The sequence below is a fragment of the Corynebacterium sp. 5QC2CO genome, from assembly GCF_024580435.1.
GTDB classification, from domain to species: domain Bacteria; phylum Actinomycetota; class Actinomycetes; order Mycobacteriales; family Mycobacteriaceae; genus Corynebacterium; species Corynebacterium jeikeium_D.
This window is the reverse complement of sequence record NZ_JANIKI010000003.1, coordinates 26,916-50,450: the sequence shown is the minus strand read 5'-3', so window position 1 is coordinate 50,450 and position 23,535 is coordinate 26,916. Positions and strand designations below refer to the sequence as shown.

Below are 23,535 nucleotides of genomic sequence, written 5' to 3'. Positions count from 1 at the left end.
TTCCGTTTCTACAGAAGGAAATTTCCTATGCTTAAGGGTTTTAAAGAGTTCATCATGCGCGGCAACGTCATCGACCTGGCGGTCGGTGTTGTCATCGGTGCTGCGTTCACCGCAATCGTCACTGCTTTCACCGACAGCCTGCTCGAGCCGCTGCTGAACACCATCGGTGGCGCTGAGGTCACTGGCCTTGGCTTCGAAATCATCAGCGGCAACCCGTCGACCTACCTTGACTTCGCAGCTGTCATCACCGCAGTCATCAACTTCCTGCTGGTCGCAGCGGTTGTCTACTTCGTCATCGTTGCTCCGATGAACAAGTTCAACGAGATGCGGGAGGCTCGTCTGGAGACCTCCGCTGAGCCGGAGGTCACCGAGGCTGACCTGCTGACTGAGATTCGTGACCTGCTGGCAGAGCAGAACGGCAAGCCGAAGACGGAGCTGAACTAGCTTCTAGCTGCTAGTTGCGGGCTTCCGATGAGAAGCTAACGAACGCATTTACACAGCGCTCATCCCCAATGGGGTGGGCGCTGTTTTGTCCAGTAGTCCGCATCAAAATCACGAGCATCCTCCGGGGATTCATCGTGGTAGTGCACTGTGCGCGCAGTTTTCGCACTGCGCGACTGGGCAAAGTTTTTCGCCGGTGCACCTGCGCGACGACGCTGCCTACGGCTGCCACTGCGCGACGCGGCTTGCTCGGGCTGATTGGGCTGCTTAGCGTCGCCCATTCCTAGACGCTCCAGCGGCAGAGATCATCAAGCACATGAGAGACCAGCGGGAGAATTGTCGCCATGCCATCGCGCACTGCAGCGCGAGACTCCGCGAGATTGATAATCACAGTCTGACCGGACACGCCGGCCAAACCCCGGGACAGCCCCGCATCCAAGGCACCAGCTCCCATACCGGAGTTACGAATAGCCTGCTCGATGCCCTGCAGTCGTACATCGAGAACCTTGCGAGTGGCATCCGGAGTCTTCGCACGAGGACCAACTCCAACACCGCCCACCGTGACGACCAAATCTGCGCCACCGACAACAGCGGTATCTAGAGCCTTCCGAATCTCACGCTTCACTGCGCCCGTGCTGACCACGGCATCGACCGAGTAGCCGTCTTCTTCCAACAGCTCAACCATGAGCGAAGCCGCACCATCCGGGTTCTCAAAATGGTCGCCCACGAGGACAACGAACGCATTTCGAACCTGGCCGTCGTCGTTGATAAGACGCTCCATCTCAGCGAGGTTGACGTCACTTGGCTCAGTACTCACGGTTTCACTCATCTGCTCTATCTCGCTTTCTCCCACAGCTTTTCACTCGAAGTTTCACTCGAAAACTCTTCTACAGATGGTGAGGTACTCACTCCACCACGCTGCCTATCAATCCTGGGCTTCTGCCAAGGTGACATCGACCGTTCGCTCGTTGCCGCCTTGCTCATCTGTAACTGTAAGTGTGACAGAATCCCCGATCCGATGCGACCGAATAGCCGCAATTAGGGCAACGCCGTTGTCAAGTGTGCGGTCATCAACCTTGGTAATCAGGTCACCATCTTTCAGCCCCGCTTTATCAGCTGGACCACCTGGCGTTACCTCTCGCACCAGTGCACCACGTGCAATCGGACGCGAATCGATCTGGGCACCAATGACAGGCATCCGCGCCTTACCAGAGTCAATCAGGTCTTCCGCTATGCGACGAGCCTGATTAACCGGAATTGCGAAACCAAGGCCAATGCTGCCCGCCTGCTCCGACGCCTCACTGTTAGAGGCAATCACGCTGGGCACACCGATGAGGTTGCCTTCCATATCCACAAGCGCTCCGCCGGAGTTACCCGGATTAATCGCCGCATCGGTCTGGATTGCATCAATGACCGAGGACTGACCGTCTTCACCAGCGGCGGTGACCGGACGGTTCTTAGCGGAGACAATGCCCTGCGTAACAGTGGAGGTCAGTCCCAGTGGTGAGCCAACGGCCACCACTTCCTGGCCAACCTGAACCTGCGAGGAGTTGCCCAGCGAGATTGGGCGCAGCCCGTTAACACCTTCAATTCGAATAACGGCAATATCCGTAGCCGCATCCCCTGCAACCAGAGTTGCCGGGTGCGTGGTGCCGTCGGAAAGCAGGACTTCCATTTGAGCGTCCGGACCCGCGCCTGCGACGACGTGATTATTCGTCAGCACCAGACCGTCGGAGGACAGAATGGAACCTGACCCCGACGCCGTACCTCGCTCCGAGGCGGTGGTGATAGAGACGACACTGGGAAGGACCTTCTGCGCGACCTTCTCCACGGACCCCTCAGCTGCTGCTACCTGGCGGGTTTCCGCAGGCTTATCCAGCGCGTTGTCCGCGGGGGCCGACGACTGCGAGTTGTGAACTACCCATGCGCCGACACCGCCACCAATACCGGCCGAGCACAGCATCAGGGCAGCGACTGCGAGTGCCCCCATGCCCTTAGCCCCCTGGGCACCCTTGGTCTTTTGCTGATTGGCCGCAACGTCCCACTCTGAACCGCCTCCGTAAGCGCCGTTCGGCTGAGACGGGATGGTGTTGTAGTGGGAATTCTCCCAGCCGCGCTCATTGACAGAAAACTGGCTTGTCTCACCAGCATCCCCCATGGCACGGTTCTCGCTGAAGTTTTGAGATCGCGAGGAGTAGTGTCCCCGCTCATCTCCTCGCGAGGAATCGTTGAAAGAGTTGCTCATACGTAATACCTTGCACTGTCTGTCTAACAATTGGCTGAGAGCAGTCTGCGGTCTCGCCGATAATTCCCCGAATGAAACACCGAATCCCCACCACGCACTTCCTTAAAAGGCCGCGCACAGCGGGGATTACATCGACTTTGACGTGGGGTTATGCGTTTCTAGCTAGGCTCTTGAGCTGAATCGGAGTCTTCATCTTTTCCGCTGTGCGGACTGCCCGGCAGAGTCACTCGCATCAAAGCACCGCCATCATCGGACTCATCGGCAGTAATCGTGCCCCCGTGGCGGACGATGACCGACTTCACAATGGCCAAGCCCAGGCCGGATCCCGGCATCGACCGTGACTGAATGGAACGGTAGAAACGCTCGAAGACCTTGTCTCGATCTTCCTTCGGGATACCTGGTCCCGAGTCCGCCACCGTGAATTCAGCGACAACCTCGCTGAGCGGCGTCAGACGAACCCGCACGGTGCCATTTTCTGGCGACCACTTTGCAGCATTGTCCATTAAGTTCAAAACTGCGCGACCAAGACCCGCCGAATCCCCGTAGACATACCACGGAGCTGTCTGCACATCGAAAGTAATATCCGGACGACGACGCTCAACACGCGCCAACGACGTGGAAATGATTTCGTCGACATCGACATGCTCAATAACCTGTTGCGGGCCATCTTCGCGTGCCAGATCAACCAGGTCACCGACCAACGTCGACAGCTCTTCCAGCTGTGCGATGACGTCAGCTTCCAGATCCGCGCGATCCTCATCCGAGATTGCCGCTCCCGAGCGGGAGGCCATCATCAGCAGTTCAATATTTGTGCGTAACGACGTCAGCGGAGTCTTCAACTCATGACCAGCATCTGCAACCAGCTCCGCCTGCTTAATGCGCGACGCTTGAAGTGCAGCCAACATCTCATTGAAGCTGCGGGTAAAGCGCGCAAGCTCATCGTCGCCCTCCACAGGGATTGGGCGCAGCTCGTCGGTCTCCGTCACTCGCTCCGCGGCAATGCGCAGCCGCGTGACCGGACGCAGACCCGTTGTTGCCACCGTAATACCTGAGCCGATTGCGAAGAGGATTCCGATAGCGGAGATACTCAGCAGCACTGCACTGAGCGCTTTCAAGACCGACTGCGTCGAGCTCAAGTCCTGCGAGAGGATCAGCGTCGCACCGTCTTCGGCGCGGACGGCGTATACACGACGGCCGTTGTACTCATCGGTGCGAATCGATTCCTGTCGATTCCCTCGCAACACCGCCAGTTCGGGGCCACCAATAGAGATTGAGCCACCGCCCTTACCCGCCACACTGCCGTGGGCAAAGTACACCGCGTCCAAATCGGGGTTCAGAATCCTGTTTGAGTCGGCCTCAAAGGAGGGGCCAATGGCAAACTCCGAAGCGTACGGTGACATCAGCAGCTTTTCCGCCTGGCTACGGAGGTTACTGTCCACCTCGCGGTATAGCGCTGCCTGCACAGTAAAAAACGCAGCCAGCGTCATCAGCCCCACCGACATCGCCACAATGAGCGCCGTCAGAATAGTCAGCCGCCAACGCAGCGAAGGGATACGCGAGCTCCGTGGCAAGCCGGGATGCGATTCCCCTGCCATCGTCTCAGCATTCGCGGACTTCTCTTGCTTACCGACGGTACCTTGCCCCGGATTAGCCTCCGTGGCAGAACGCTGATTTGATTGCACGCCACCGCCGGTCGAACGACGACGGCGCAACATCACGGTGCGGTCTCCCGCATCACATAACCGACACCACGAACGGTGTGAATCAGACGCGGCTCTCCCTCTGCCTCCGTCTTGCGACGCAGGTAGCCAATGTAGACCTCCAGCGCATTGCCGGACGTCGGGAAATCATAGCCCCAGACATCCTCCAAAATGGCGGTACGGGAGAGCACCCGCCGCGGGTTGCTCATCAGCAATTCCAACAGCGCAAATTCTGTACGAGTGAGACTAATGCGACGTTCACCGCGGAAGACCTCACGAGTTTCCGGGTCCAGGGAGAGATCCTCAAATTGCAGAGTTGCGGCATCCTCCATCGCAGGTACTTCCAGAGCAGAACGACGAAGTAGCGAACGGACACGAGCGAGCAGCTCTTCCAATGCGAACGGCTTGGGCAGGTAGTCATCTGCGCCGGCATCAAGACCAGCTACGCGCTCGGAGACCGAATCACGTGCAGTCAACATCATGACCGGCAGATCATCGCCTTCGCTGCGCAGCCGACGGCAAACATCCAGGCCGTCGAGCTTCGGCATCATGACATCCAAAATGGCCAAATCCGGACGATCCTTGGCAATCTTTTCCAAGGCCTCTGCGCCATCCTCGGCGAGCTCGACCGTGTAGCCATTAAAAGTCAACGATCGCCGCAACGCTTCGCGTACCGCTTGATCGTCATCAACTACCAAAATCTTCATACTGCCCATTGTGCCTTGAAAATATAAGGCGAGTGTAAATGTGACACAGATTCTTCGTGAGAGTGCTCCCATAAAACCCGGCCATACAACTGAAAAACCTCACCCCATCGCCAAGTACAGGCGATGGGGTGAGGTTTAACAGCTCTTTATCAACTGTCCCTTACGCACTGAACACACTCTGGGCGCTTGAAGCGCTCTGCGGTTCAGCGAGGAACGTTGTCAGCATCCTAAAAGATGCGCGTTAGAACTTCTCGACGTCAACCAGGCCGAGCTGAACAGCCTTGGCGATGCGACGAGGAACGTTGTAGACGCGGCCGTTTACCTTGACTTCCTGGAGAGCGACGTTGTTGCTCTTCCACTGGGAACGGCGAGCGCGGGTGTTAGCACGCGACATGCGACGCTTTGGTACTGCCATTTTCTTATTCCCCTCCTATTCTTAGTTCTTCTTCGCGCGGCGAATGCGGTTACCGTAACGGCGCTGGAACTTCTCGACGCGACCAGCGGTGTCCATGACACGCTGAGCACCGGTCCAGAACGGGTGCGACTCGCTGGTGACGTCAACGACGATCAGCGGGTACTCGTTACCGTCTTCCCACTCGACAGTGCGGTCGGAGGTGGCGGTGGAACGGGTAAGGAAAGAGTGACCCGTGCCTGCGTCCTTGAAAACCACCGGGTGGTAATCAGGATGGATGTCCTTCTTCATTAAATCTCGTTTCCCTCAGGATTGAACTTCAGGTCGCTTTCACCCGGCTAGCAGCGGGAGAATCGTGCCTGAGTTGGGTACGAACACGACTTACAATGACACGTACCAGGTCAATACTTCTATAAACCGGCATGTGACACTCGATGGAATATTACAGGCTTGAGCCCGAAAATTAAAAAAGGGCCCTATACTAACGCCCGTCGACAAGCATGAACTCTATGATGGCACTCGAGAGTCGCGCCGAGAAAACCACAGTGGAACAGCGATTAGGTTATCCCGCAACTCGTGTGTAAACTGTTCTCTCGCTGTTGTCTAGTTATTCGTTTACGCGCTCAGCGTCGAGTGTCAGTGGGCAGCGCCCCGGAAAAGGCCAGGTGGATTCCTCGGTTATTCAATAATCCGGCGTGGCGCACCAGTGATGTCGGCATTGGGCGGCAAGGAAGCAAAGGAATCCCTATGTCGGCGATTTGCCAGGTTACGGGACGCAAGCCGTCTTTCGGCAAGACCGTGTCCCACTCCCACCGGCGCACGTCGCGCCGTTGGAACCCCAACGTGCAGCGTAAGAAGTTCTACCTCGCCTCTGAGGGGCGTCACATCACTCTGAATGTGTCCCCGAAGGGTCTGAAGACCATCGACAAGTACGGTATCGAGGCTGTTGTTGCTCAGATTCGTGCACGTGGGGAGAAGATCTAAAAAATGGCACGTAATGACATTCGTCCAATCATCAAGCTGAAGTCCACTGCGGGCACCGGTTACACCTACGTGACCCGTAAGAACAAGCGCAATACCCCGGACCGTATCACCATTAAGAAGTACGATCCGGTTGTCCGCAAGCACGTCGAATTCCGCGAGGAGCGCTAATTCATGGCTAAGAAGTCCAAGATTGCCAAGAACGAGCAGCGCAAGGAAATCGTCGCTCGTTATGCAGAACGTCGCGCTGAACTGAAGCGCATCATCAAGTCCCCGCACTCCACTGACGAAGAGCGCATGGACGCACAGTACGAGCTGAACCGTCAGCCGCGTGACGCGTCCCCGATTCGCGTCCGCAACCGTGACGCTGCAGATGGTCGCCCGCGCGGCTACCTCCGCAAGTTCGGTCTGTCCCGTGTCCGCGTTCGTGAGATGGCCCACCGTGGCGAACTCCCGGGCGTCCGTAAGTCCAGCTGGTAAGTCGAGGAGCACCAATGAAGCGCAATCACTCTAACAAGAAGGCGCGGATGGAGCAGTCCCGCCGCCCGAAGAAGAACCCGCTCAAGGCCGCAGGCGTTGAGAAGGTTGATTACAAGGACATTAACCTGCTCCGCCAGTTCATCTCTGACCGTGGCAAGATTCGTTCCCGCCGCGTCACCGGTCTGACTCCGCAGCAGCAGCGCCAGGTCGCTACCGCTGTGAAGAACGCCCGAGAGATGGCACTCCTGCCGTTCACCAGCCGCTAAAGATGGCTGGTCGGCGGGAGCCGATCATTCGAACACCCGCCGAAAGGCCTTATTTACGCGCTGGCCGCATGACGATACATGCGATAACAGCGTAAAACGGACTCAGTCCTTCCCCACAGAGGGGATTGGATTGGGTCCGTTTTTTATTGTCTAAAATATGCACTTATGCCCGCTCTCACCGAAATATTCACCGGCTTTGGTTCCGTCGCAGTACTGATCATTGTTGGCTGGTTGTTTGGACGCAGTGAAATCGTCGATAAGCGGGCATCTTTTACCCTGAACATGGTCGTGTTCTGGATCGCGATGCCGTGCATGCTCACGCACACTCTCGCGACGGCGGATTCGGCGAGCATTTTCGGTTCGGCATTTGGTGTCGCGGCACTGTCGGCGCTTGGCACTGCCGCGGTCTACCGGATTTTTGTGGCGCCCATGTTCAAACAGCGCGGCGCCGATGCTGTGGTCGGCGCGATGTCGTCGAGTTACAACAACGTCGCTAATCTCGGCGTGCCCATCGCAGTCGCAGTGCTTCACGACGCTACCGCCGTCGTCCCAGCCCTTATCTTTCAGATTGCCTTCTATGCGCCCGCTTCCATGACCGTGCTGGAAATCCTCACTAACCGCGGTCATTTCCGACCGCACAATGTCATCATGGCTCCATTGAAGAACCCGATCTTTCTGGCGGCGATGGTGGGGCTTGCGGTTAATGCGTTTGCTATCGACGTGCCTCAGTTCGTAGCGCATCCAGTGGGGCTATTGGGGCAGGCCGCGGTGCCAATGGCACTTCTGGCCTTCGGTATCAGCCTGCATGGTATGCCGTTTATGGAAGCTGGCCGCTCCCCTCGTCGCGCCGTCGTGGTGGCGTCTACGCTGAAGCTTTTCCTCCACCCCGCGCTCGCTCTGCTGTTCGGCCATTTCGTCTTTGGTCTCAGCGGGCATGCGCTGCTGGCAGCTGTGATTATCGCCGGCCTGCCGACAGCCCAGAACGTCTACACCTTCGCCTCCCGCTTCGGCCGGAACCTTGAGCAGGCGCGCGATTGTGGCGTGATTACGACAATCGCCTGCTTGCCGACGGTCCTGTTGTTCACCCTGCTGTTGAGTTAGGTGACTCTTCCCGACGGCCTGAAGAGAATCTCGTTACCCTTGGAGGCGTGGAGATTCTGAAGACACTTCTCGAGGCCGACCCGTCCGTGCCTCGTTTGACCTGTTATGACGAAACTACCGGCGGTCGTACCGATTTGTCGGCTCAAACTCTGGACAACTGGGCCAGCAAGATCGCCAACATGCTGCACGATGAGTTCGACCTCGTCGCCGGAGACCAAGTATGGATTGACTTGCCGTTGATCTGGCAGTCCGCCTGCATCATACTGGGCTGCGAGCGTGCTGGCGTCACCGTTAGCGATGAGGAGCCGCTGGTCGTATTCACCACTGTCAGCAACGTCAGCACGTGGGAAGAGAAGTTCCCAGATGCCTACCTCGCAGTGCTTACCGACGATCCCTTTGGCCGCGGTGTCGTGGAATGCGGTGATGATATTCCACCGGGAGTCATTGACTTCGGTCCGGAAGTTCGTTTCCACCCAGACGCATATCTAGGCGCAGGCCCGGACTCCGACCAAACCCCCGTTATTGGGGAAAAGTCGGCTGCAGAACTGCTCTCATCAGCTGGCGACTACGCGGACGAGATGCAGCTCACGCCCAGTTCCCGCGTCGTTTCCGACGGCTGGCTGGTGCCTGATTCTTCACAGGTCACCGCAGAAAAATGGGCACGTAATGTGCTGTCGGCTTGGGTTCGTGGAGGTGCTGCCGTCGTCGTGCGCGGTGGCGATAGCGAGCGTGTCACTGCTATTTCTACGGCCGAGAAAGCCCGTGTGATTTAGTCGCGGCTGTCCCGTCGAGAAGCGCTCTAGGTAGTCGCGATAACCTGGAAACCGTGATTACCCGACCATATATTCTTGCGATTCTCGCCCTCATCAACGTCTTGGGTGCACTGGCTGTATGGGATCTGAGCCCATGGTGGTGGATTCTGATGGCCCTCATTCTCTTCCTGGATGTTGTGGCCATCTATGACATGCTTCAGAGGAAGCACTCCATCTTGCGGAACTTCCCGGTCATCGGCCATCTGCGCTACATGGGTGAGACCATTCGCCCTGAGATGCAGCAGTACTTCATCGAGCGCAACTTCGACGGTGCTCCGTTCGACCGCGATACTCGTACCGTGGTCTACGAGCGTGCGAAGGGGTTGTCCTCGAAGAAGTCATTCGGTACTGAGCGAAAGATTAACGCGCCCGGCTATGAGTACGTCCGCCACTCGATGGCGCCGAGCCAGCACGTCATCGAGGATCCGCGCGTAGATATCGGTGGCCCGGACTGCACCCAGCCATACTCAGCGTCTATCTTCAACATCTCAGCCATGAGTTTCGGCTCTCTGTCCCCTAACGCTGTCATGGCAATGAATAAGGGCGCGAAACTGGGCAACTTCGTACAGGATACTGGCGAGGGCGCTATCAGCCCTTACCACTTGAAGTATGGCGCAGACCTCTATTGGCAGCTGGGGTCCGGTTACTTCGGTGCACGTACTGAGGATGGCGGCTTCGACCCGGAACTCTTCCGCGAAAAGGCTAAGATTCCGCAGGTCAAGGCAACTTATCTGAAAGTTAGCCAGGGTGCAAAGCCAGGACTCGGCGGCATGCTGCCAGGGCACAAGGTCAATGAGGAGATCGCGGCTACTCGCCACGTACCAGTTGGCAAGGGCGTGATGAGCCCGTCGTACCACCGCGTCTACTCCACCCCGCGTGAACTTGTTCAGTTTATGGGCACCATGCGCGAGCTCAACGGTGGCAAGCCGGTCGGTTTCAAGCTGTGTGTTGGCTCCCAGCTTGAGTTCCTCGCCGTGTGCAAGGCCATGCTGGAAGAGAACATCACCCCGGACTTCATCATCGTCGACGGCGCTGAAGGCGGCACCGGCGCTGCACCGCTGGAATACTCCGACCGCGTTGGCCTGCCGCTTACCGACGGCCTGATTCTCGTCCATAACGCGCTCGTAGGTGCCGGTCTGCGAGATCGCATTAAGCTCGGTGCGTCCGGCAAGGTCATTACTGGCTTCGACATTGTGAAGCGCATGTGCATCGGCGCTGACTTTGTGAACTCGGCTCGCGGCATGATGATGGCCACCGGCTGTATTCAATCTCAGCTATGTCACACAAACACCTGCCCGGTGGGTGTGGCTACCCAGGATCCGAGCCTGTGGAAGGCCCTCGATGTCGATGACAAGGGTCAGCGTGTGGCCAACTATCACAATGCCACGGTCGCGGAAGCAGCCAGCCTATTGGCATCGATGGGCCTGAATAGCTTCTCTGAGCTGGGGCCGTCCCACCTGCTGCGGCGCACCAATGAGCAGGTCGGTGAGACCTACGCGGAGCTCTACAACTGGCTGCAGCCAGGCGAGCTGCTGAGCGGAACTCGCTTCCACAACTGGGCCGAAGCCTGGGAGACTGCCGACCCGGACACGTTCCATTACCCCGCAGTTCATATGCGTGGGTAGTTCGGGGCTGAATGGGCGACCTACTCGCCCATCAGCTTCTTGCGCAGGCGCTCGTCCTTTTCCAGGACCTGATCGCGCATATTGGCCTGGTAGTTCTCCATCGCCACAATGAGCTCCGGGTAACCAGCCGAGAGAATACGCGCAGCCAGCAGGCCAGCGTTCTTAGCGCCGCCCACACCGACGGTTGCCACCGGAACGCCGCCCGGCATCTGAACAATTGACAGCAGCGAGTCGACGCCCTCCAGGTTTTCCAGCGCGCGTGGCACGCCGATAACCGGCAGCGGAGTGGCAGACGCCACCATGCCCGGCAGGTGCGCCGCGCCACCGGCACCAGCGATAATGCAGCGCAGGCCCTTGTCAGCGGCCGACTTTGCGTAGTCGATCATGCGTTCCGGGGTACGGTGCGCAGAGACCACGCCTACCTCAAACGGAATTCCGAACTCAGCCAGTACCTCAGCTGCCGGCTCCATGGTCGGCCAATCCGAGTCCGACCCCATAATCAGGCCAACCAACGGACCGGTTGCGTTGGCCAGCTTCGGGCTTGCCACCTGGTTTGCTTCAGCCAATGTTGTCTCCTTGAGATAGCAATCTAGTTTTTAACAGCGCTGGTTTTATGCCGTGTAGCCGTCTGCCCACGCGCCATCGACGATGTAGTCGGCAGCCAAGTTGGCAATTCGACGGGTCTCCGCGATGCCTTCCGGGCTCGCGTCGTAACCACACAGGTTGACGTGGCCCAGCTTACGTCCTGGGCGCCAATCCTTGCCGTACCAGTGAATCTTCACCGATGGGAAGCGGCGCCAAACCTCAGCAAAGCGCTGCGAGATCGGCACATCCGAGGCCTCATCGCCACCGAGCGTATTGACCATCACTGTTACCGGCGCAGTCGGGCGAGTGGAACCCAGTGGCATGTCAGCAACTGCACGCAGGTGCTGCTCAAACTGGCTGGTCTCACAGCCGTCCTGCGACCAGTGACCAGTGTTGTGTGGCCGCATGGCCAACTCGTTGACAAAAATCTCCGGATTCCCGTCAGCATCGACGGTTTCGAACAGCTCAACTGCCAGCGCACCGGTTACTCCCAACTCGGAAGCGATGGTCACACTAAGCTTTTCGGCTGCGCTCGCAAGCTCGTCGGAAAGCCCCGGCGCCGGGCAGATTGCCTCAACACAGATGCCGTCACGCTGCACAGACTCGAGGACCGGCCAGGCCTTGACCTCACCCGAAGGCGTGCGCGCACACATGGCTGCCAGCTCGCGAACCAGCCCGACCTTCCGCTCGGCCATCAGCGGCACGTCCTTGCCCAACAGTTCGTCGACAAGCGTGCGCAGATCCTCGCGATCCTTCGGGAACCACACGCCGTGACCGTCGTAACCGCCCCGGCGGGCCTTCAGGCAGACGGCGCCGTCAACCCGGTCAAAGAAGGCCTCGGCATCCTGGACGGACTCAATAGCAGCGTAGGCAGGTACCGGAGCGCCCAGTTCCTCCAGGCGCTGGCGCATCAGCAGCTTATCCTGCGCGTACAGCAACGCCGACGGCTGAGGCTGAACCGAGTAGCCCATCTCGGTCAGCTTGTTGAGGAATTCGGTGGGAACGTGCTCATGGTCGAAAGTCACGGCCTGCGCACCAGCGACAGCGCGCTCAACGTCCTCCCAGACGTGGTAGTCGCCGATGATAACGTCCGCGCACACCTGCGCTGCGGAAGCATCCGGGGAACCGGCGAGCAAACGGATGGACTGTCCCAGCTCAATGGCCTCAGTCTGCATCATACGAGCCAGCTGACCGTCACCAATCACCGCCACAACCGGCACGCCATCAGCATGCGCGGGATGCTGCACAGCAGTTAGCGCTGCAGCGGAATCAGAAATGGAATTAGTGGAGTTTTCAGGGGTATCCGAAGCAATCACACCCCTGATTGTAGGTTATGACCCAAAATTCTAAGTCAACCGGGAGACCAACTTAGCCACCTTGCGGGAGCTGGGAATATCTTCCACAGCCAGCGGCGGGCCGAAACCGCGGGTCTGCAGATACAGCACGCCGCCCTTGCGATTGACCGCACGCACCGAACGCAGATCAATCGAGACCACCTGCGGGCGCAGAATTCCACGGCGCAGAATAATTCGCCTATCAGTCAGTACAAACCGCTCCCCCAGCCAACTTAGTACCGGACGAACAACGCGCCAGAGAATAAGCCCCAGCCACGCGAAGAGCAGCAGCTGACGCACACCTTGCAGATCTCCCGGAGCAATCGCAGGGCCGTCGATAAAACCGATCAGCAACCAGCAGACGCCCGTGATAACCATGAGCTCCAAGAGCGGCCACACCAGCCGACCAAAAGTTGGATTGGTGTCCAGCAGAATTGCCTCACGCGTGTCCAACTCATCATCGGGAAAGGCCATACAGCACTACCTCCGCTCCGAATCAGTCTGCGGGGACGCATAGCCGCCGTCAGTGGCGCGAACATGGAACACGTCACCGGCCGCAACAAAGTGACTTGTGCCAGCTTCGTCGGTGACGATCAATTCGCCGTCGGCACGCACACCAACCGCCTTACCCACCAGCACGCGATCCCCCGGCAACTCCACGCGCACGTTCGAACCGATGGTCGCGCACACCGCCTCGTAGTCCCGCAGCAGCTCAGCATCGCCCTTGCGCCACTGTGCTTGACGACGTCCCAGCGCCCGCAGCACACCAGCGGAAATATCGTCGCGGTCGAGGTTGTCTGCTCCCGCCAGGTATAGCGAAATGGCGTGTGGCACAGGCAACTCATCTTCCTGCAGGGAAACGTTGATGCCAATCCCCGGAATGAGCGTTGGTGGTGTCAGCGAAGCAGCCTCCACCAGAATTCCGCAGAGCTTACGACCGTCAACCAGGACATCGTTCGGCCACTTCAGGGAAACGCGCTCAGGCGCCAGCCCTGCAACTTCCACGACAGTATCGACGACTGCGAGGCCCGCGACTAACGGCAACAGCCCCAGCTGCTCGGGTGCGAGCCCTTCCGGGCGCAGCAGCGCGCTGAGTGCAATGGACGCACCCTTCGGGGCCGTCCAACTACGACTCAGTCGACCGCGACCTGCGGTCTGCTCCGAGGCGATGAGCGCACTGAGATCTGCCACCTGCCCCAGTGCCGCCTGTTTCCGAAGATCGGCATTGGTCGAACCAGTGGTTTCGACAACCTCAATGGAACTCCAGCCCGGCGCGGCTGCGCGCACACGCGTGGCGTCAAGAGGCTTGCGGGAAGCAACAATTCTGGGGTCGGTCATGCACAGCAGTCTAGCGCCATGGCCGGATTCACTGAGTCGTGGCCGTTCTCAAGGGCTCGACAGCGTGAGAATCATCACAGCTCGCCCGCTTTACTATTTTCCTTCCCAAACACTACATTCCATAACATGACTATTTCCTCACGTTTGGCGGCGGAGCAACACACCACCGCTTTTCTCAATGAAGACCTTCTACGCCGACGCACTGCTGCACTGACTCCAATGGGGTCACGAGGCTACGACAAGCTCAAACTGACTGAGCGTATGAATGCCCGCGAACGCATTGACTATCTGCTGGACGAAGGGTCTTTTGTCGAATTCGATGCGCTAGCCCGCCACCGCACTACCGCATTTGGAATGGAAGCCAAACGCCCCGTGACCGACGGAATTATCACCGGCTGGGGAACCATCGACGGCCGTGAGGTCTGTATCTTCTCCCAGGACGGCACAATCTTCGGTGGTGCACTCGGCGAGGTCTACGGCGAAAAGATGGTCAAGATTCAGGAGCTTGCCATCACTACCGGTCGCCCCCTTATTGGCATGTACGAAGGTGCCGGCGCCCGCATCCAAGATGGCGCAGTCTCACTGGACTTTATTGCCCAGACGTTCCACCACAACGTTCGCGCCAGCGGCGTCATTCCGCAGATTTCAGTCATTTTTGGCGCCTGTGCGGGCGGAAATGCCTACTCCCCAGCGCTGACGGACTTCGTTGTCATGGTGGAGGAAAACTCCCGTATGTTTGTCACCGGCCCTGACGTAATTGAAACAGTCACTGGCGAAAAAATCAGCCAGCACGAGCTTGGCGGCGCTGACACCCATATGGAGATTGCCGGAAACTCCCACTACACCGCCACTAGCGAGCAGGATGGACTCGACTGGGTCTGCGATCTGCTCGACTACCTCCCCAACAACACAACCGCCCCCGCGCCCAGCTGGGATTCCGATGCCAGTGACGAGATCACCGACACCGATCGCACCCTCGACAGTCTCATTCCCGACAGCCCATCCACGCCGTACGACGTGCATGAAGTCATCTACGCGCTTTGCGACGATGCGGAGTTCCTGGAAATCCAGGAAAACCGGGCAGCCAATGTCGTGATTGGCCTTGGCCGTCTCAATGGTCAATCTGTTGGGTTTGTCGCTAATCAGCCCATGGAATTCGCGGGCTGCCTGGATATCGATGCAGCGGAGAAGGCCGCGCGATTCGTCCGGACCTGCGATTGTTTCAACATTCCACTCGTCTTCCTCGTAGACGTACCCGGTTTTCTCCCCGGTTCAAATCAAGAACACCAGGGAATTCTGCGCCGTGGCGCCAAATTGCTCTATGCGTATGCAGAAGCAACCGTCCCTAAAATCACCGTCACCATGCGCAAAGCCTATGGTGGCGCGTATTGCGTGATGGGATCAAAGGGGCTCGGCGCGGATGTAAATCTGGCTTGGCCGACGGCACAGATCGCCGTGATGGGTGCCTCTGGCGCAGTACGCTTCCTCCATCGTGCCGAGATTCGAACCGCCACCGAAACAGCTCTCGCAGCAGACCCAGCGGCCGATAGATTTGGCACTCCCGAGAGTGTGAAAGAACTCATTGCTGAACTGGAAATGGGATACGAGCAACACATGCTCACGCCTTATCGTGCCGCCGAACGGGGGTTAATTGATGAAGTCATCCTCCCCTCCGAGACACGAACTCGGGTGATAAAAAATCTGCGCCTTCTAACTTCAAAGAAAGTACCGTGGCCTGCGCGCAAGCACGGCAATATTCCACTGTAAGAGCAGGCTTTTTGCTGTACAACGAGCTAGTCATTACCCCTACTTTTGTTAACAGCGATTGCCCCCAACTACCTCCCCCCGTTTTCGAAACGTAAACTAGTTGGCATGACGACTGCCGCAAATACACAAACCGGTGAAACGCCGGATTTGACCACTACTGCTGGAAAACTGGCCGATCTGCGAGCCCGCCTCGCAGAAACCCAGGCCCCCATGGGCCAGGCCGGTATTGACCGCGTCCACGACAAGGGCAAGATGACCGCTCGTGAGCGCATCGAGTTCCTCTTGGACGACGGCTCGTTCGTGGAGGTTGACGCTCTCGCACGTCACCGCTCCAAGAACTTCGGCCTCGACGCCAAGCGCCCTGTCACTGACGGTGTTGTAACAGGCTACGGCACCATCGATGGCCGCCAGGTCTGTGTCTTCTCGCAGGACGGCGCCATCTTCGGTGGCGCGCTCGGTGAAGTCTACGGTGAAAAGATTGTCAAGATCATGGATCTGGCCATCAAGACCGGTGTCCCAATTATCGGCATCAACGAGGGTGCTGGTGCCCGCATCCAGGAGGGCGTTGTTTCCCTCGGCCTCTACTCCCAGATCTTCTTCCGCAACACTCAGGCATCGGGCGTTATCCCACAGATTTCCCTGATCATGGGCGCCTGCGCTGGTGGCCACGTCTACTCCCCGGCTCTGACCGACTTCATTGTCATGGTCGATGGCACTTCCAAGATGTTCATCACCGGCCCGGACGTTATTAAGACCGTCACTGGCGAAGAGGTCACTCAGGACGAGCTGGGTGGCGCTGGTACTCACATGAGCACCTCCGGTACTTCGCACTACACCGCTGCTGATGACGAAGACGCTCTGACTTTCGTTCAGGAATTGGTCAGCTACCTGCCGTCCAACAACCGCGCTGAGGCTCCTCGAATGGAGGCTGAGCCGTTCGAGGGCTCCATCGCTGACAACATCACTGAGACTGACCTCGAGCTCGACACGCTGATTCCGGACTCCCCAAACCAGCCGTACGACATCAAGGACGTCATAACCCGTCTGGTCGACGACGAGGACTTCCTGGAGATTCAGGAGGACTACGCACAGAACGTGGTCATCGGCTTCGGTCGTGTGGAGGGGCGCTCGGTCGGTTTCGTCGCCAACCAGCCGATTCAGTTCGCTGGCTGCCTCGACATCAAGGCATCCGAGAAGGCGGCTCGCTTCGTCCGCACCTGTGACGCCTTCAACATTCCGATCATCATGCTGGTTGACGTCCCAGGCTTCCTGCCGGGCACCAACCAAGAGTTCGACGGCATCATCCGCCGTGGCGCCAAGCTGCTGTACGCGTACGCTGAGGCCACCGTTCCGAAGATTACGGTCATCACCCGTAAGGCTTACGGCGGAGCTTACTGTGTGATGGGCTCCAAGGACATGGGCGCTGACATCAACCTGGCATGGCCGACCGCTCAGATTGCGGTCATGGGTGCTTCCGGCGCTGTCGGCTTCATCTACCGCAAGGAGCTCAAGGCTGCTGCGGCCGAAGGCAAAGATGTCGTCGCACTGCAGAAGGAGTACGAGGCAGAGTACGAGGCCACTCTGGTCAACCCGTACATGGCTGCTGAGCGCGGCTTCATCGACGCCGTTATCCCGCCGAGCGAGACCCGCGGCCAGATCATCGAGGGTCTGCGTCTGCTGGATCGCAAGGTTGTTAACGTACCCGCCAAGAAGCATGGGAACATTCCGCTGTGACCGATTCCAAAAACACCCCAGCAACCGAAGACAAGGACACCGCTGCAGCCCCGGCTGCACCGTTCATGTCCGTCCTCAAGGGCAACCCGTCTGACGCTGAAACAGCCACGCTCGCGCTTTTGTTCGCGGGTATGGCAGCAGCTGGCGGCGCCCCAGAGGACCGCGGCCCGCGTAACAACTGGGGCCGGCTGGAAGAGGGTTTCCACCAGCCGCACCAGCACGTACCGGGTACGTTCCGCAACGTCCATTTCTACTAGTACAGCTACCGTTTACCGCGTAGTCGTTACCGCACGCTAGCTCTGTCGATTCGCTAGCACGAAGCGCCATCATCGGGTTTTCCGGCGGTGGCGCTTTAATCATTGACATTAAGATTTAAGGCCATGAAGATTAAGTCACTTTCCGCTGGACTATGCGCACTGATGCTATTCCTCGTCGGCTGCGCAACCTCCGACGATGCCACCGATACCCCCTCAGATAAATCGGCTGGGGGTTCGGGCAACGTCGCTAAGCGAATCGTCTCTTTATCCCCCACCGCTACTGAGACGCTCTATGAGTTAGGCGCCGGCGACCAGGTTGTTGCAGTCGACTCGCTTTCCGACGTCCCGGAGAACGCACCTCGGCGCGACTTCAGTGGCTTTAATCCCAACCCAGAGGCCGTGATTGCAGAAAACCCGGATTTGGTGATTGCTAGCGACGATGCCAACGGCCTTGGCACCGCACTAGATGCTGTCGACATTGAGTTGCTGCTCCTGCCCGCTGCCACAACTTTTGAGCAGGCATACGACCAGATTGAGCAGGTTGGTGAGCGCACCGGCCATGCTGATAATGCGCAAAAACTAGTTGGCAGGATGAAAAAAGAGATTGAGGCCACTGTCGACAGCGTTGATTCGGATATTCGCAATGCGGGACTAAGTTACTTCCACGAAGCGGATTCGACGCTGTACAGCGCTGGTGATGCCACCTTCATTGGTCAGGCCTACTCGATGTTTGGCCTGAAATCCGTCGCTGGAGCGGGCGATGATTACCCACAGTTAACAAATGAGGCGGTTATCCAGGCAAACCCGGATCTCATTTTCCTGGCCGACCATGGTGATGCCGGCGGCGTGACCGAGGAAGACGTTGCCTCCCGCCCCGGCTGGAACGAGATTGCTGCGGTAAAGAACAAGCAGATCATTCCGCTGGATCCGAATCTAGCCAGCCGTTGGGGGCCGCGACTCCCACAGCTCATTCAGGAGATTGCCGAGACGTTGAAGTCGTACCAGCAGGTGCCGGCCCCGGCTCAGTAGCGACACTTTAGAGTCACAGTAGCGACCCAGTAGCGAGAAATTGTTGTCATTTATCCCCAAAGGCACCGTGCCTATTGCTCTTGCCTCAATTGCCCTAGCGGCAACGCTTGTGGTGGGCGTGTTCATCGGTGCCGCGCCCCTGCCGATAGCGGGTGTCTTTCACGCGCTCTCTGGTGGCCTCATCGGCGGGGATGAGGCCACACTGACTGCTCGGCAGTCGGCAATCCTCTTTAATGTGCGACTTCCCCGCGTAGTGATGGCCGCACTGGTCGGCGCGGCACTGGCAACTGCAGGTGCGGCTTACCAAGCGGTGTTCCGGAATCCACTGGCGGATCCATACCTCCTCGGTATCTCTTCGGGAGCTTCCCTAGCCGTGACGGTTGCGATCCTCTTCGGAGCCGCCACCGCAGCGATTCCGCTAGTCGGCTTTCTCGGAGGCATTCTCGCCGTAGCGATCACCTACGTTGCAGGCACATCGCTCGGTGACCGTTCCTCCCCAGTTACCGTCATCTTGGCCGGCGTGGCGGTAGCTGCCTTTGCCAATGCTATGCAGCAGTTTCTGCTGCAGCGCAATGAGGATTCTCTCCGACAGGTCTACGGCTGGATGCTTGGTCAGCTCGGTACCGCGACGTGGAAATCCGTACTTACTGTGGCGCTACCGATTGCACTGGGGGTGTGCGTCATCGTCGCATCATCACGCAGCCTTGATGTGCTTAGCGTCGGGGATTCCGAAGCAGCGTCACTCGGGCTGAATGTGGAGCTTGTGCGCGTGGTGATGGTCTGCGCTGCCACTCTGATTACCGCCGCTGCAGTGAGCGTGTCCGGACTGATTGGGTTTGTGGGAATCATCGTGCCTCATACGTTGCGACTTCTTGTCGGGCCCGGGCATCGACTATTGCTGCCCCTGGCCGTTCTTGTCGGCGCAATGTTCCTACAGCTCGCGGACATCGTCGGCCGAACGGTACTGGCACCCGCTGAGGTTCCGGTGGGCGTAGTTACTGCAGCAATTGGCGGACCGTTTTTCCTCTTTCTGCTGCGCCGATATGGAAAGTCGAGGGGGCGCTCATGACGCTCTTTCTGAACTGTCAACACATCGAATTCCGCTACCCCGGCGCCGATGTCTCATCGTTGCGGGACATATCGCTGTCGGCCCACAAAGGCGAGTGGCTGAGCCTTATCGGTCCGAACGGTTGCGGCAAGTCCACTCTGTTGCACTGCATCGCCGGACTCAACCGTTGTCGCGGCGATGTTGAGATTGCTGGAATTCGTCCCCACAGTATTTCACGCCGCAAGCTCGCTCAAAGAGTCGCGCTCATGCCGCAACGCCCCATCATTCCGGAGGGCTTACGAATCCGCGACTACATCGCTCTCGGTCGTACTCCGTATCGCGGTCGCAACGACGGGGTTGTCGACGCAGTGATGTCTCGTCTGGATTTGGTCGCTTATGCGCAACGCACGCTTAACGACGTCTCGGGCGGCGAACTCCAACGAGTAGTGCTAGCACGCGCCCTGGCGCAGGAACCTGAGGTTCTGCTTCTCGATGAACCCACTTCCGCCCTGGATATCGGCATGGCACAACAGGTGATGGAATTGGTCGATGATATCCGCCACGAATCTGGGTTAACCGTTATTGCGGCCGTCCACGATCTGACTTTGGCGGGCCAGTACAGCGACCGTATTGCACTGCTGTCCGCCGGCCGGTTGGTGTGCTCTGGCACCCCTGGTGAGGTTTTGACAGAAGCCACAATCGAGGAGGTCTACGGGGCATCCGTGCAGATAGCAGAATTGGGCGCTCCGGCTGTGATTCCACAGCGCCCATCGTGGTAGTGGCCATTGCAAGGCCGTAATTGGACCTAGTACTGGCCAGCTCTAAACCTGGCCGCCTGTAGCATCTCCGTCAAACTCATCATCGAGCTCCCGGTCCAGACGACGCTGATCGCGGTTACGAGCTGCTGGCCACACCACCTTGAACAGGAAAAAGACAAAAGCCAAACCGACGACAGCACCTACCACAGTGCCAGCGATGGATTCCCACGAAACCGATGGCACCCCACCAGCGCTCGCCTCAGAGAGCATTTGCACTCTGATAAAACCAATCAGCCACAGCCCAATGACGACCACGACTGCTGCAATCTCCCCTTTTGTAAGACCATTAATCTTCGGCATTGGCACCTGACGTCGCAACCACCGCTGCGAGAACAGGAGTCCAACCAGTGGCATCAAGATGATTGCCACTGTCACGCCCACCATCTTCGGCTCTGGAATAAGCCAAATCAGTACCGTTGCAAGCACGTAGTTAGCCCACATCATCATTGTGAACCCGTACGTGTAGGACTTATGCAGCAACATCTGCTGATATTCATCGTCCACCGTGGCACTGTTGCGTTCAATCACGACATCCGCATAGGACATTGTCAGCATCCTTCCTCACCAAAAATTTCTTCGACTGTTTTTCCCAGGACCTTGCAGATACGCAACGCCAAATACACCGAAGGCGAGTAATTTCCCCGCTCGATATTTGCAATGGTTTGCCGCGAGACTTCCACCTGCGCAGCTAAATCCGCTTGGCTTAGCTCCAACCAGCGTCGGTATCTCCTGACCTGGTTCGAACGTTCTTCCCCACTCATTTGTGTACTTTCTTTACCTTAATGTCAACTTTACTTTACACCATTAGAGGAGAGCTGCCATTTAAGAATCTGCGCATTTTTACAATCGGGCCGACCCCACGCATGTTTGCCACAAAAATTAGGCTTTACGATTCCACCCTCACTAAAATCACTAATTATGAGCAGCCCCCGAATCGTCTTGGCCTCCACTTCCCCTTCGCGACTGCACATTCTGCGCTCTGCAGGCATCGAGCCCATCACAGTAGCGCCCAACGTCGACGAGGATGCCGTGGTCGCTGCCCTTCCGGACGCATCGCCGGTACGCATCGTCGAGGAACTCGCACAGGCCAAGGCACACGCTGCCTCTCCGGCCTATCCCAATGACATTGTCATTGGCGGGGATTCAATGCTGCTTCTCGACGGCAAGTTGCAGGGCAAGCCTCACACGGAAGAAAAGACCATTGAGCGCTGGCACCAACAGAGCGGCCGGACGGCTGAGCTGATTACCGGTCACTGTGTCGTGACACCAAAGGGCGAGCACCTTGAGGTGGCCATTACTTCCCTCGATTTCGCTGAAGTCCCAGAAGAGGACATCCGCGCCTATGCTGCGACGGGCGAGCCACTGAAGTGCGCTGGCGCGTTTACCTTGGAGGCTCTAGGCGGCTGGTTTGTCGATGGCATCAATGGCGACTCATCCAGTGTGATCGGACTGTCGCTACCTGTCGTGCGCCGAGCTCTGTATCGCTACGGCTATTCGGTCTCCCAGTTCTGGAATAGGTAGGCATCGCAACGACCGTCGGAAAGCAAAAACCGCACCAATTTGGTGCGGTTTTCTTAGCTGTCGGGACTACTTGTTAGCAGCCTCAACGCGCTTGATGGCTTCCTGAGCAACGAGCTCCTGGATACCCATATCCAGCTCGGAGGTGAAGCCAACACAGGAGCAGTTGATCTCGCCGAGAACGTAAGTGTCCTCGCCGTCCTCGCCGTCTGCCAGCATGAAATCAGCTGTCCAGATCAGCGGGATATTGTCGCCACCGAGGTTCTCGGCAATGACCGGGCGAGCCTCAGCAAACATGTCGATGAGGTCCTGCCATTCTTCCGGCTTGTTGTAGGTGTACTTCGCACCGGAGAACAGGGTTGCCGAGAAAGCATCGCCGCCCTCGGCCGGCTTCTTGTGAACCACGAAGACCGGGTGCGGACCGACCAGCAGAATGCGAATTTCGCCTTCGGTGATGCGCGGCATGAAGCGCATGTCCACGAGCATGCCGTTATCGCCGATGATGTACTGGTCACAGAAATCCATGAACTCTCCGAGCTCGCGAGTCTCGGTGTGATTGTCCACGGCCTCGGTGCACTTCAGCTTGGTATTCAACGGCAGCGGGGTGCCCGGCTCAACGTTCTTAGCAACCTCTTCGTCAGCGATGCGCACGCGCCAGATGCCGGACCCGGTGGAACCACGGTTCTGCTTGAGGACGCGCTCGCCGTAGGACAGGGAGGTCGGGAAAGTGCTGTGGAATGCCTCGACATCGTAGTAAGCAGCGGTGTCAGACGGAACCAGGTCGGTGTCCTTGAGCTTGACCAGTGCATCCTTTGCGCCGTAGGCCATCATCTCGCCCGGGGTGGACATACCAACCAAACCAGCGACCGAGAGGCTGGTCAGAAGCTCGAAGTAGCCCCTCTCACCACCCGGGATGTTGCCCGGGTTTACGCGGGAGATGTAGCCGTCGAAGTTCTGAGAGACGTAGTCGTACAGGTCGTCCTTCCACTCCGGTCGGTAGTAGACGACCTCAGCGGACCAACCGGCTTCGCGGATAGCGTTGACGATTGGCATGGTGTCCTTGCGGTGTCCGTCGAAGTACTTGTCCGAGCCGCCCTCGATCTCGAATACAACAATGTTCTTGTGCACAGGCACTCCTTTTAAGAAAACACATGGACTTCCGGCACTCAATTGTCTCCTTAACGCAGCGAATACCCAGGCAGATAGCCCATTTCAGCCCATTTTCCAGTGATACGAATCAACACAGTTTCTGCGCTAACTCTCAGCTAAATTTTAGGGCACTACCTGGACTCCAAGCGCGCCGAAAACACTTCTTTTACCCCCAACTGTGAGGCGTA

Annotated in this window: 29 protein-coding genes; 15 read left to right on the top strand and 14 right to left on the bottom strand. The window is 58.1% G+C overall.

Features of this window, described 5'->3' with window-relative positions; all coding sequences use genetic code 11:
• Positions 1-27 precede the first annotated feature (27 nt).
• Positions 28-444 carry a large-conductance mechanosensitive channel protein MscL gene (gene mscL / locus NQ014_RS03835; protein WP_048733605.1) on the top strand — a complete coding sequence of 139 codons (417 nt, stop codon included), beginning with the start codon at positions 28-30 and terminating at the stop codon, positions 442-444.
• Between the two features lie 59 nt (positions 445-503).
• Here the strand turns inward: mscL and NQ014_RS03830 are convergent, their stop codons facing one another.
• The 7 genes from NQ014_RS03830 to NQ014_RS03800 all read right to left on the bottom strand — a co-directional run bounded on the left by NQ014_RS03830 (position 504) and on the right by NQ014_RS03800 (position 5,796).
• A complete protein-coding gene (locus NQ014_RS03830; RefSeq protein WP_257073819.1) occupies positions 504-722 on the bottom strand; it encodes a hypothetical protein in 219 nt (72 codons plus the stop codon).
• Between the two features lie 2 nt (positions 723-724).
• Positions 725-1,294, bottom strand: coding sequence for a molybdenum cofactor biosynthesis protein B (locus tag NQ014_RS03825; RefSeq protein ID WP_005511427.1), 570 nt, complete (start codon positions 1,292-1,294; stop codon positions 725-727).
• Positions 1,295-1,366: 72 nt separating this feature from the next.
• On the bottom strand, positions 1,367-2,686 hold the full coding sequence (locus NQ014_RS03820; RefSeq protein WP_257073818.1) for a S1C family serine protease: 1,320 nt from the start codon (positions 2,684-2,686) through the stop codon (positions 1,367-1,369).
• 158 nt (positions 2,687-2,844) lie between these two features.
• Complete coding sequence (locus NQ014_RS03815; protein ID WP_257073981.1) at positions 2,845-4,401, bottom strand: cell wall metabolism sensor histidine kinase WalK; 1,557 nt, start codon at positions 4,399-4,401, stop codon at positions 2,845-2,847.
• Positions 4,401-5,093, bottom strand: a complete 693-nt coding sequence (locus NQ014_RS03810) for a response regulator transcription factor (RefSeq protein ID WP_005511429.1) — start codon at positions 5,091-5,093, stop codon at positions 4,401-4,403. The genes NQ014_RS03815 and NQ014_RS03810 overlap by 1 nt, the downstream gene beginning before the upstream one ends.
• A gap of 241 nt (positions 5,094-5,334) precedes the next feature.
• Positions 5,335-5,508 carry a 50S ribosomal protein L32 gene (gene rpmF / locus NQ014_RS03805; protein WP_005511439.1) on the bottom strand — a complete coding sequence of 58 codons (174 nt, stop codon included), beginning with the start codon at positions 5,506-5,508 and terminating at the stop codon, positions 5,335-5,337.
• A gap of 21 nt (positions 5,509-5,529) precedes the next feature.
• Positions 5,530-5,796, bottom strand: coding sequence for a type B 50S ribosomal protein L31 (locus NQ014_RS03800; RefSeq protein ID WP_005511390.1), 267 nt, complete (start codon positions 5,794-5,796; stop codon positions 5,530-5,532).
• 456 nt (positions 5,797-6,252) lie between these two features.
• On the opposite strand from NQ014_RS03800, the gene rpmB reads away from it, so the two are divergent.
• The 7 genes from rpmB (at position 6,253) to NQ014_RS03765 (ending at position 10,770) form a co-directional block, all read left to right on the top strand.
• The gene (gene rpmB / locus NQ014_RS03795; protein ID WP_016423274.1) at positions 6,253-6,489 is read left to right on the top strand and encodes a 50S ribosomal protein L28; all 237 of its coding nucleotides are present in this window, start codon (positions 6,253-6,255) and stop codon (positions 6,487-6,489) included.
• 3 nt (positions 6,490-6,492) lie between these two features.
• Entirely contained in the window at positions 6,493-6,657 is a 165-nt protein-coding gene (gene rpmG / locus NQ014_RS03790) for a 50S ribosomal protein L33 (protein WP_005511413.1), read from the top strand.
• A 3-nt stretch (positions 6,658-6,660) separates the two neighbouring features.
• Entirely contained in the window at positions 6,661-6,966 is a 306-nt protein-coding gene (rpsN, locus tag NQ014_RS03785) for a 30S ribosomal protein S14 (RefSeq protein WP_005511414.1), read from the top strand.
• Between the two features lie 14 nt (positions 6,967-6,980).
• Positions 6,981-7,232, top strand: coding sequence for a 30S ribosomal protein S18 (gene rpsR, locus NQ014_RS03780; RefSeq protein ID WP_005511410.1), 252 nt, complete (start codon positions 6,981-6,983; stop codon positions 7,230-7,232).
• Between the two features lie 165 nt (positions 7,233-7,397).
• A complete protein-coding gene (locus NQ014_RS03775; RefSeq protein ID WP_257073814.1) occupies positions 7,398-8,333 on the top strand; it encodes an AEC family transporter in 936 nt (311 codons plus the stop codon).
• 47 nt (positions 8,334-8,380) lie between these two features.
• Positions 8,381-9,106 carry a TIGR03089 family protein gene (locus NQ014_RS03770; protein WP_257073813.1) on the top strand — a complete coding sequence of 242 codons (726 nt, stop codon included), beginning with the start codon at positions 8,381-8,383 and terminating at the stop codon, positions 9,104-9,106.
• A gap of 53 nt (positions 9,107-9,159) precedes the next feature.
• On the top strand, positions 9,160-10,770 hold the full coding sequence (locus NQ014_RS03765; protein ID WP_257073812.1) for an FMN-binding glutamate synthase family protein: 1,611 nt from the start codon (positions 9,160-9,162) through the stop codon (positions 10,768-10,770).
• 20 nt (positions 10,771-10,790) lie between these two features.
• Here the strand turns inward: NQ014_RS03765 and purE are convergent, their stop codons facing one another.
• The 4 genes from purE to NQ014_RS03745 all read right to left on the bottom strand — a co-directional run bounded on the left by purE (position 10,791) and on the right by NQ014_RS03745 (position 14,027).
• On the bottom strand, positions 10,791-11,267 hold the full coding sequence (purE, locus tag NQ014_RS03760; protein ID WP_257073979.1) for a 5-(carboxyamino)imidazole ribonucleotide mutase: 477 nt from the start codon (positions 11,265-11,267) through the stop codon (positions 10,791-10,793).
• 114 nt (positions 11,268-11,381) lie between these two features.
• Positions 11,382-12,632 carry a 5-(carboxyamino)imidazole ribonucleotide synthase gene (locus NQ014_RS03755; protein WP_257073977.1) on the bottom strand — a complete coding sequence of 417 codons (1,251 nt, stop codon included), beginning with the start codon at positions 12,630-12,632 and terminating at the stop codon, positions 11,382-11,384.
• A gap of 69 nt (positions 12,633-12,701) precedes the next feature.
• Positions 12,702-13,163 carry a PH domain-containing protein gene (locus tag NQ014_RS03750; protein ID WP_257073811.1) on the bottom strand — a complete coding sequence of 154 codons (462 nt, stop codon included), beginning with the start codon at positions 13,161-13,163 and terminating at the stop codon, positions 12,702-12,704.
• A gap of 6 nt (positions 13,164-13,169) precedes the next feature.
• Complete coding sequence (locus tag NQ014_RS03745) at positions 13,170-14,027, bottom strand: biotin--[acetyl-CoA-carboxylase] ligase (protein ID WP_257073810.1); 858 nt, start codon at positions 14,025-14,027, stop codon at positions 13,170-13,172.
• A gap of 126 nt (positions 14,028-14,153) precedes the next feature.
• Between NQ014_RS03745 and NQ014_RS03740 the strand changes: the two genes are divergently transcribed.
• The 6 genes from NQ014_RS03740 (at position 14,154) to NQ014_RS03715 (ending at position 20,641) form a co-directional block, all read left to right on the top strand.
• On the top strand, positions 14,154-15,794 hold the full coding sequence (locus tag NQ014_RS03740) for an acyl-CoA carboxylase subunit beta (protein WP_257073809.1): 1,641 nt from the start codon (positions 14,154-14,156) through the stop codon (positions 15,792-15,794).
• A gap of 105 nt (positions 15,795-15,899) precedes the next feature.
• Positions 15,900-17,528: an acyl-CoA carboxylase subunit beta gene (locus tag NQ014_RS03735; protein ID WP_257073808.1), complete on the top strand. Its 1,629-nt coding sequence runs from the start codon at positions 15,900-15,902 to the stop codon at positions 17,526-17,528.
• Positions 17,525-17,785 carry an acyl-CoA carboxylase epsilon subunit gene (locus NQ014_RS03730; RefSeq protein WP_257073807.1) on the top strand — a complete coding sequence of 87 codons (261 nt, stop codon included), beginning with the start codon at positions 17,525-17,527 and terminating at the stop codon, positions 17,783-17,785. The genes NQ014_RS03735 and NQ014_RS03730 overlap by 4 nt, the downstream gene beginning before the upstream one ends.
• A 123-nt stretch (positions 17,786-17,908) precedes the next feature.
• A complete protein-coding gene (locus NQ014_RS03725) occupies positions 17,909-18,814 on the top strand; it encodes an ABC transporter substrate-binding protein (RefSeq protein ID WP_257073806.1) in 906 nt (301 codons plus the stop codon).
• A gap of 67 nt (positions 18,815-18,881) precedes the next feature.
• Positions 18,882-19,883 (top strand): iron ABC transporter permease, encoded by a 1,002-nt coding sequence (locus NQ014_RS03720; protein ID WP_257073805.1) that lies wholly within the window; start codon positions 18,882-18,884, stop codon positions 19,881-19,883.
• The gene (locus NQ014_RS03715) at positions 19,880-20,641 is read left to right on the top strand and encodes an ABC transporter ATP-binding protein (protein WP_257073804.1); all 762 of its coding nucleotides are present in this window, start codon (positions 19,880-19,882) and stop codon (positions 20,639-20,641) included. The genes NQ014_RS03720 and NQ014_RS03715 overlap by 4 nt, the downstream gene beginning before the upstream one ends.
• Positions 20,642-20,683: 42 nt before the next feature.
• On the opposite strand, the gene NQ014_RS03710 is transcribed toward NQ014_RS03715, so the two are convergent.
• Positions 20,684-21,226, bottom strand: a complete 543-nt coding sequence (locus tag NQ014_RS03710; protein ID WP_257073802.1) for a hypothetical protein — start codon at positions 21,224-21,226, stop codon at positions 20,684-20,686.
• A 2-nt stretch (positions 21,227-21,228) separates the two neighbouring features.
• Complete coding sequence (locus NQ014_RS03705) at positions 21,229-21,441, bottom strand: helix-turn-helix transcriptional regulator (protein WP_038626363.1); 213 nt, start codon at positions 21,439-21,441, stop codon at positions 21,229-21,231.
• Between the two features lie 157 nt (positions 21,442-21,598).
• Here NQ014_RS03705 and NQ014_RS03700 point away from each other — a divergent pair, with 157 nt between their 5' ends.
• A complete protein-coding gene (locus NQ014_RS03700; protein WP_038626365.1) occupies positions 21,599-22,201 on the top strand; it encodes a nucleoside triphosphate pyrophosphatase in 603 nt (200 codons plus the stop codon).
• A gap of 66 nt (positions 22,202-22,267) precedes the next feature.
• On the opposite strand, the gene NQ014_RS03695 is transcribed toward NQ014_RS03700, so the two are convergent.
• The gene (locus NQ014_RS03695) at positions 22,268-23,326 is read right to left on the bottom strand and encodes a Cj0069 family protein (protein ID WP_049189713.1); all 1,059 of its coding nucleotides are present in this window, start codon (positions 23,324-23,326) and stop codon (positions 22,268-22,270) included.
• Positions 23,327-23,535 lie beyond the last annotated feature (209 nt).

Bases quoted from the DNA above. Each gene is read 5' to 3' on its own strand.
- NQ014_RS03710 (WP_257073802.1), bottom strand. From the start codon at position 21,226: ATGTCCTATGCGGATGTCGTGATTGAACGCAACAGTGCCACGGTGGAC.
- NQ014_RS03800 (WP_005511390.1), bottom strand. From the start codon at position 5,796: ATGAAGAAGGACATCCATCCTGATTACCACCCGGTGGTTTTCAAGGAC.
- rpsR (WP_005511410.1), top strand. From the start codon at position 6,981: ATGAAGCGCAATCACTCTAACAAGAAGGCGCGGATGGAGCAGTCCCGC.
- NQ014_RS03725 (WP_257073806.1), top strand. From the start codon at position 17,909: ATGAAGATTAAGTCACTTTCCGCTGGACTATGCGCACTGATGCTATTC.
- NQ014_RS03750 (WP_257073811.1), bottom strand. From the start codon at position 13,163: ATGGCCTTTCCCGATGATGAGTTGGACACGCGTGAGGCAATTCTGCTG.
- rpmB (WP_016423274.1), top strand. From the start codon at position 6,253: ATGTCGGCGATTTGCCAGGTTACGGGACGCAAGCCGTCTTTCGGCAAG.
- NQ014_RS03740 (WP_257073809.1), top strand. From the start codon at position 14,154: ATGACTATTTCCTCACGTTTGGCGGCGGAGCAACACACCACCGCTTTT.
- NQ014_RS03815 (WP_257073981.1), bottom strand. From the start codon at position 4,401: ATGTTGCGCCGTCGTCGTTCGACCGGCGGTGGCGTGCAATCAAATCAG.
- NQ014_RS03715 (WP_257073804.1), top strand. From the start codon at position 19,880: ATGACGCTCTTTCTGAACTGTCAACACATCGAATTCCGCTACCCCGGC.
- NQ014_RS03700 (WP_038626365.1), top strand. From the start codon at position 21,599: ATGAGCAGCCCCCGAATCGTCTTGGCCTCCACTTCCCCTTCGCGACTG.
- purE (WP_257073979.1), bottom strand. From the start codon at position 11,267: ATGGGGTCGGACTCGGATTGGCCGACCATGGAGCCGGCAGCTGAGGTA.
- NQ014_RS03705 (WP_038626363.1), bottom strand. From the start codon at position 21,441: ATGAGTGGGGAAGAACGTTCGAACCAGGTCAGGAGATACCGACGCTGG.
- rpsN (WP_005511414.1), top strand. From the start codon at position 6,661: ATGGCTAAGAAGTCCAAGATTGCCAAGAACGAGCAGCGCAAGGAAATC.
- NQ014_RS03735 (WP_257073808.1), top strand. From the start codon at position 15,900: ATGACGACTGCCGCAAATACACAAACCGGTGAAACGCCGGATTTGACC.
- rpmG (WP_005511413.1), top strand. From the start codon at position 6,493: ATGGCACGTAATGACATTCGTCCAATCATCAAGCTGAAGTCCACTGCG.
- NQ014_RS03810 (WP_005511429.1), bottom strand. From the start codon at position 5,093: ATGAAGATTTTGGTAGTTGATGACGATCAAGCGGTACGCGAAGCGTTG.
- NQ014_RS03830 (WP_257073819.1), bottom strand. From the start codon at position 722: ATGGGCGACGCTAAGCAGCCCAATCAGCCCGAGCAAGCCGCGTCGCGC.
- mscL (WP_048733605.1), top strand. From the start codon at position 28: ATGCTTAAGGGTTTTAAAGAGTTCATCATGCGCGGCAACGTCATCGAC.
- NQ014_RS03775 (WP_257073814.1), top strand. From the start codon at position 7,398: ATGCCCGCTCTCACCGAAATATTCACCGGCTTTGGTTCCGTCGCAGTA.
- NQ014_RS03820 (WP_257073818.1), bottom strand. From the start codon at position 2,686: ATGAGCAACTCTTTCAACGATTCCTCGCGAGGAGATGAGCGGGGACAC.
- rpmF (WP_005511439.1), bottom strand. From the start codon at position 5,508: ATGGCAGTACCAAAGCGTCGCATGTCGCGTGCTAACACCCGCGCTCGC.
- NQ014_RS03745 (WP_257073810.1), bottom strand. From the start codon at position 14,027: ATGACCGACCCCAGAATTGTTGCTTCCCGCAAGCCTCTTGACGCCACG.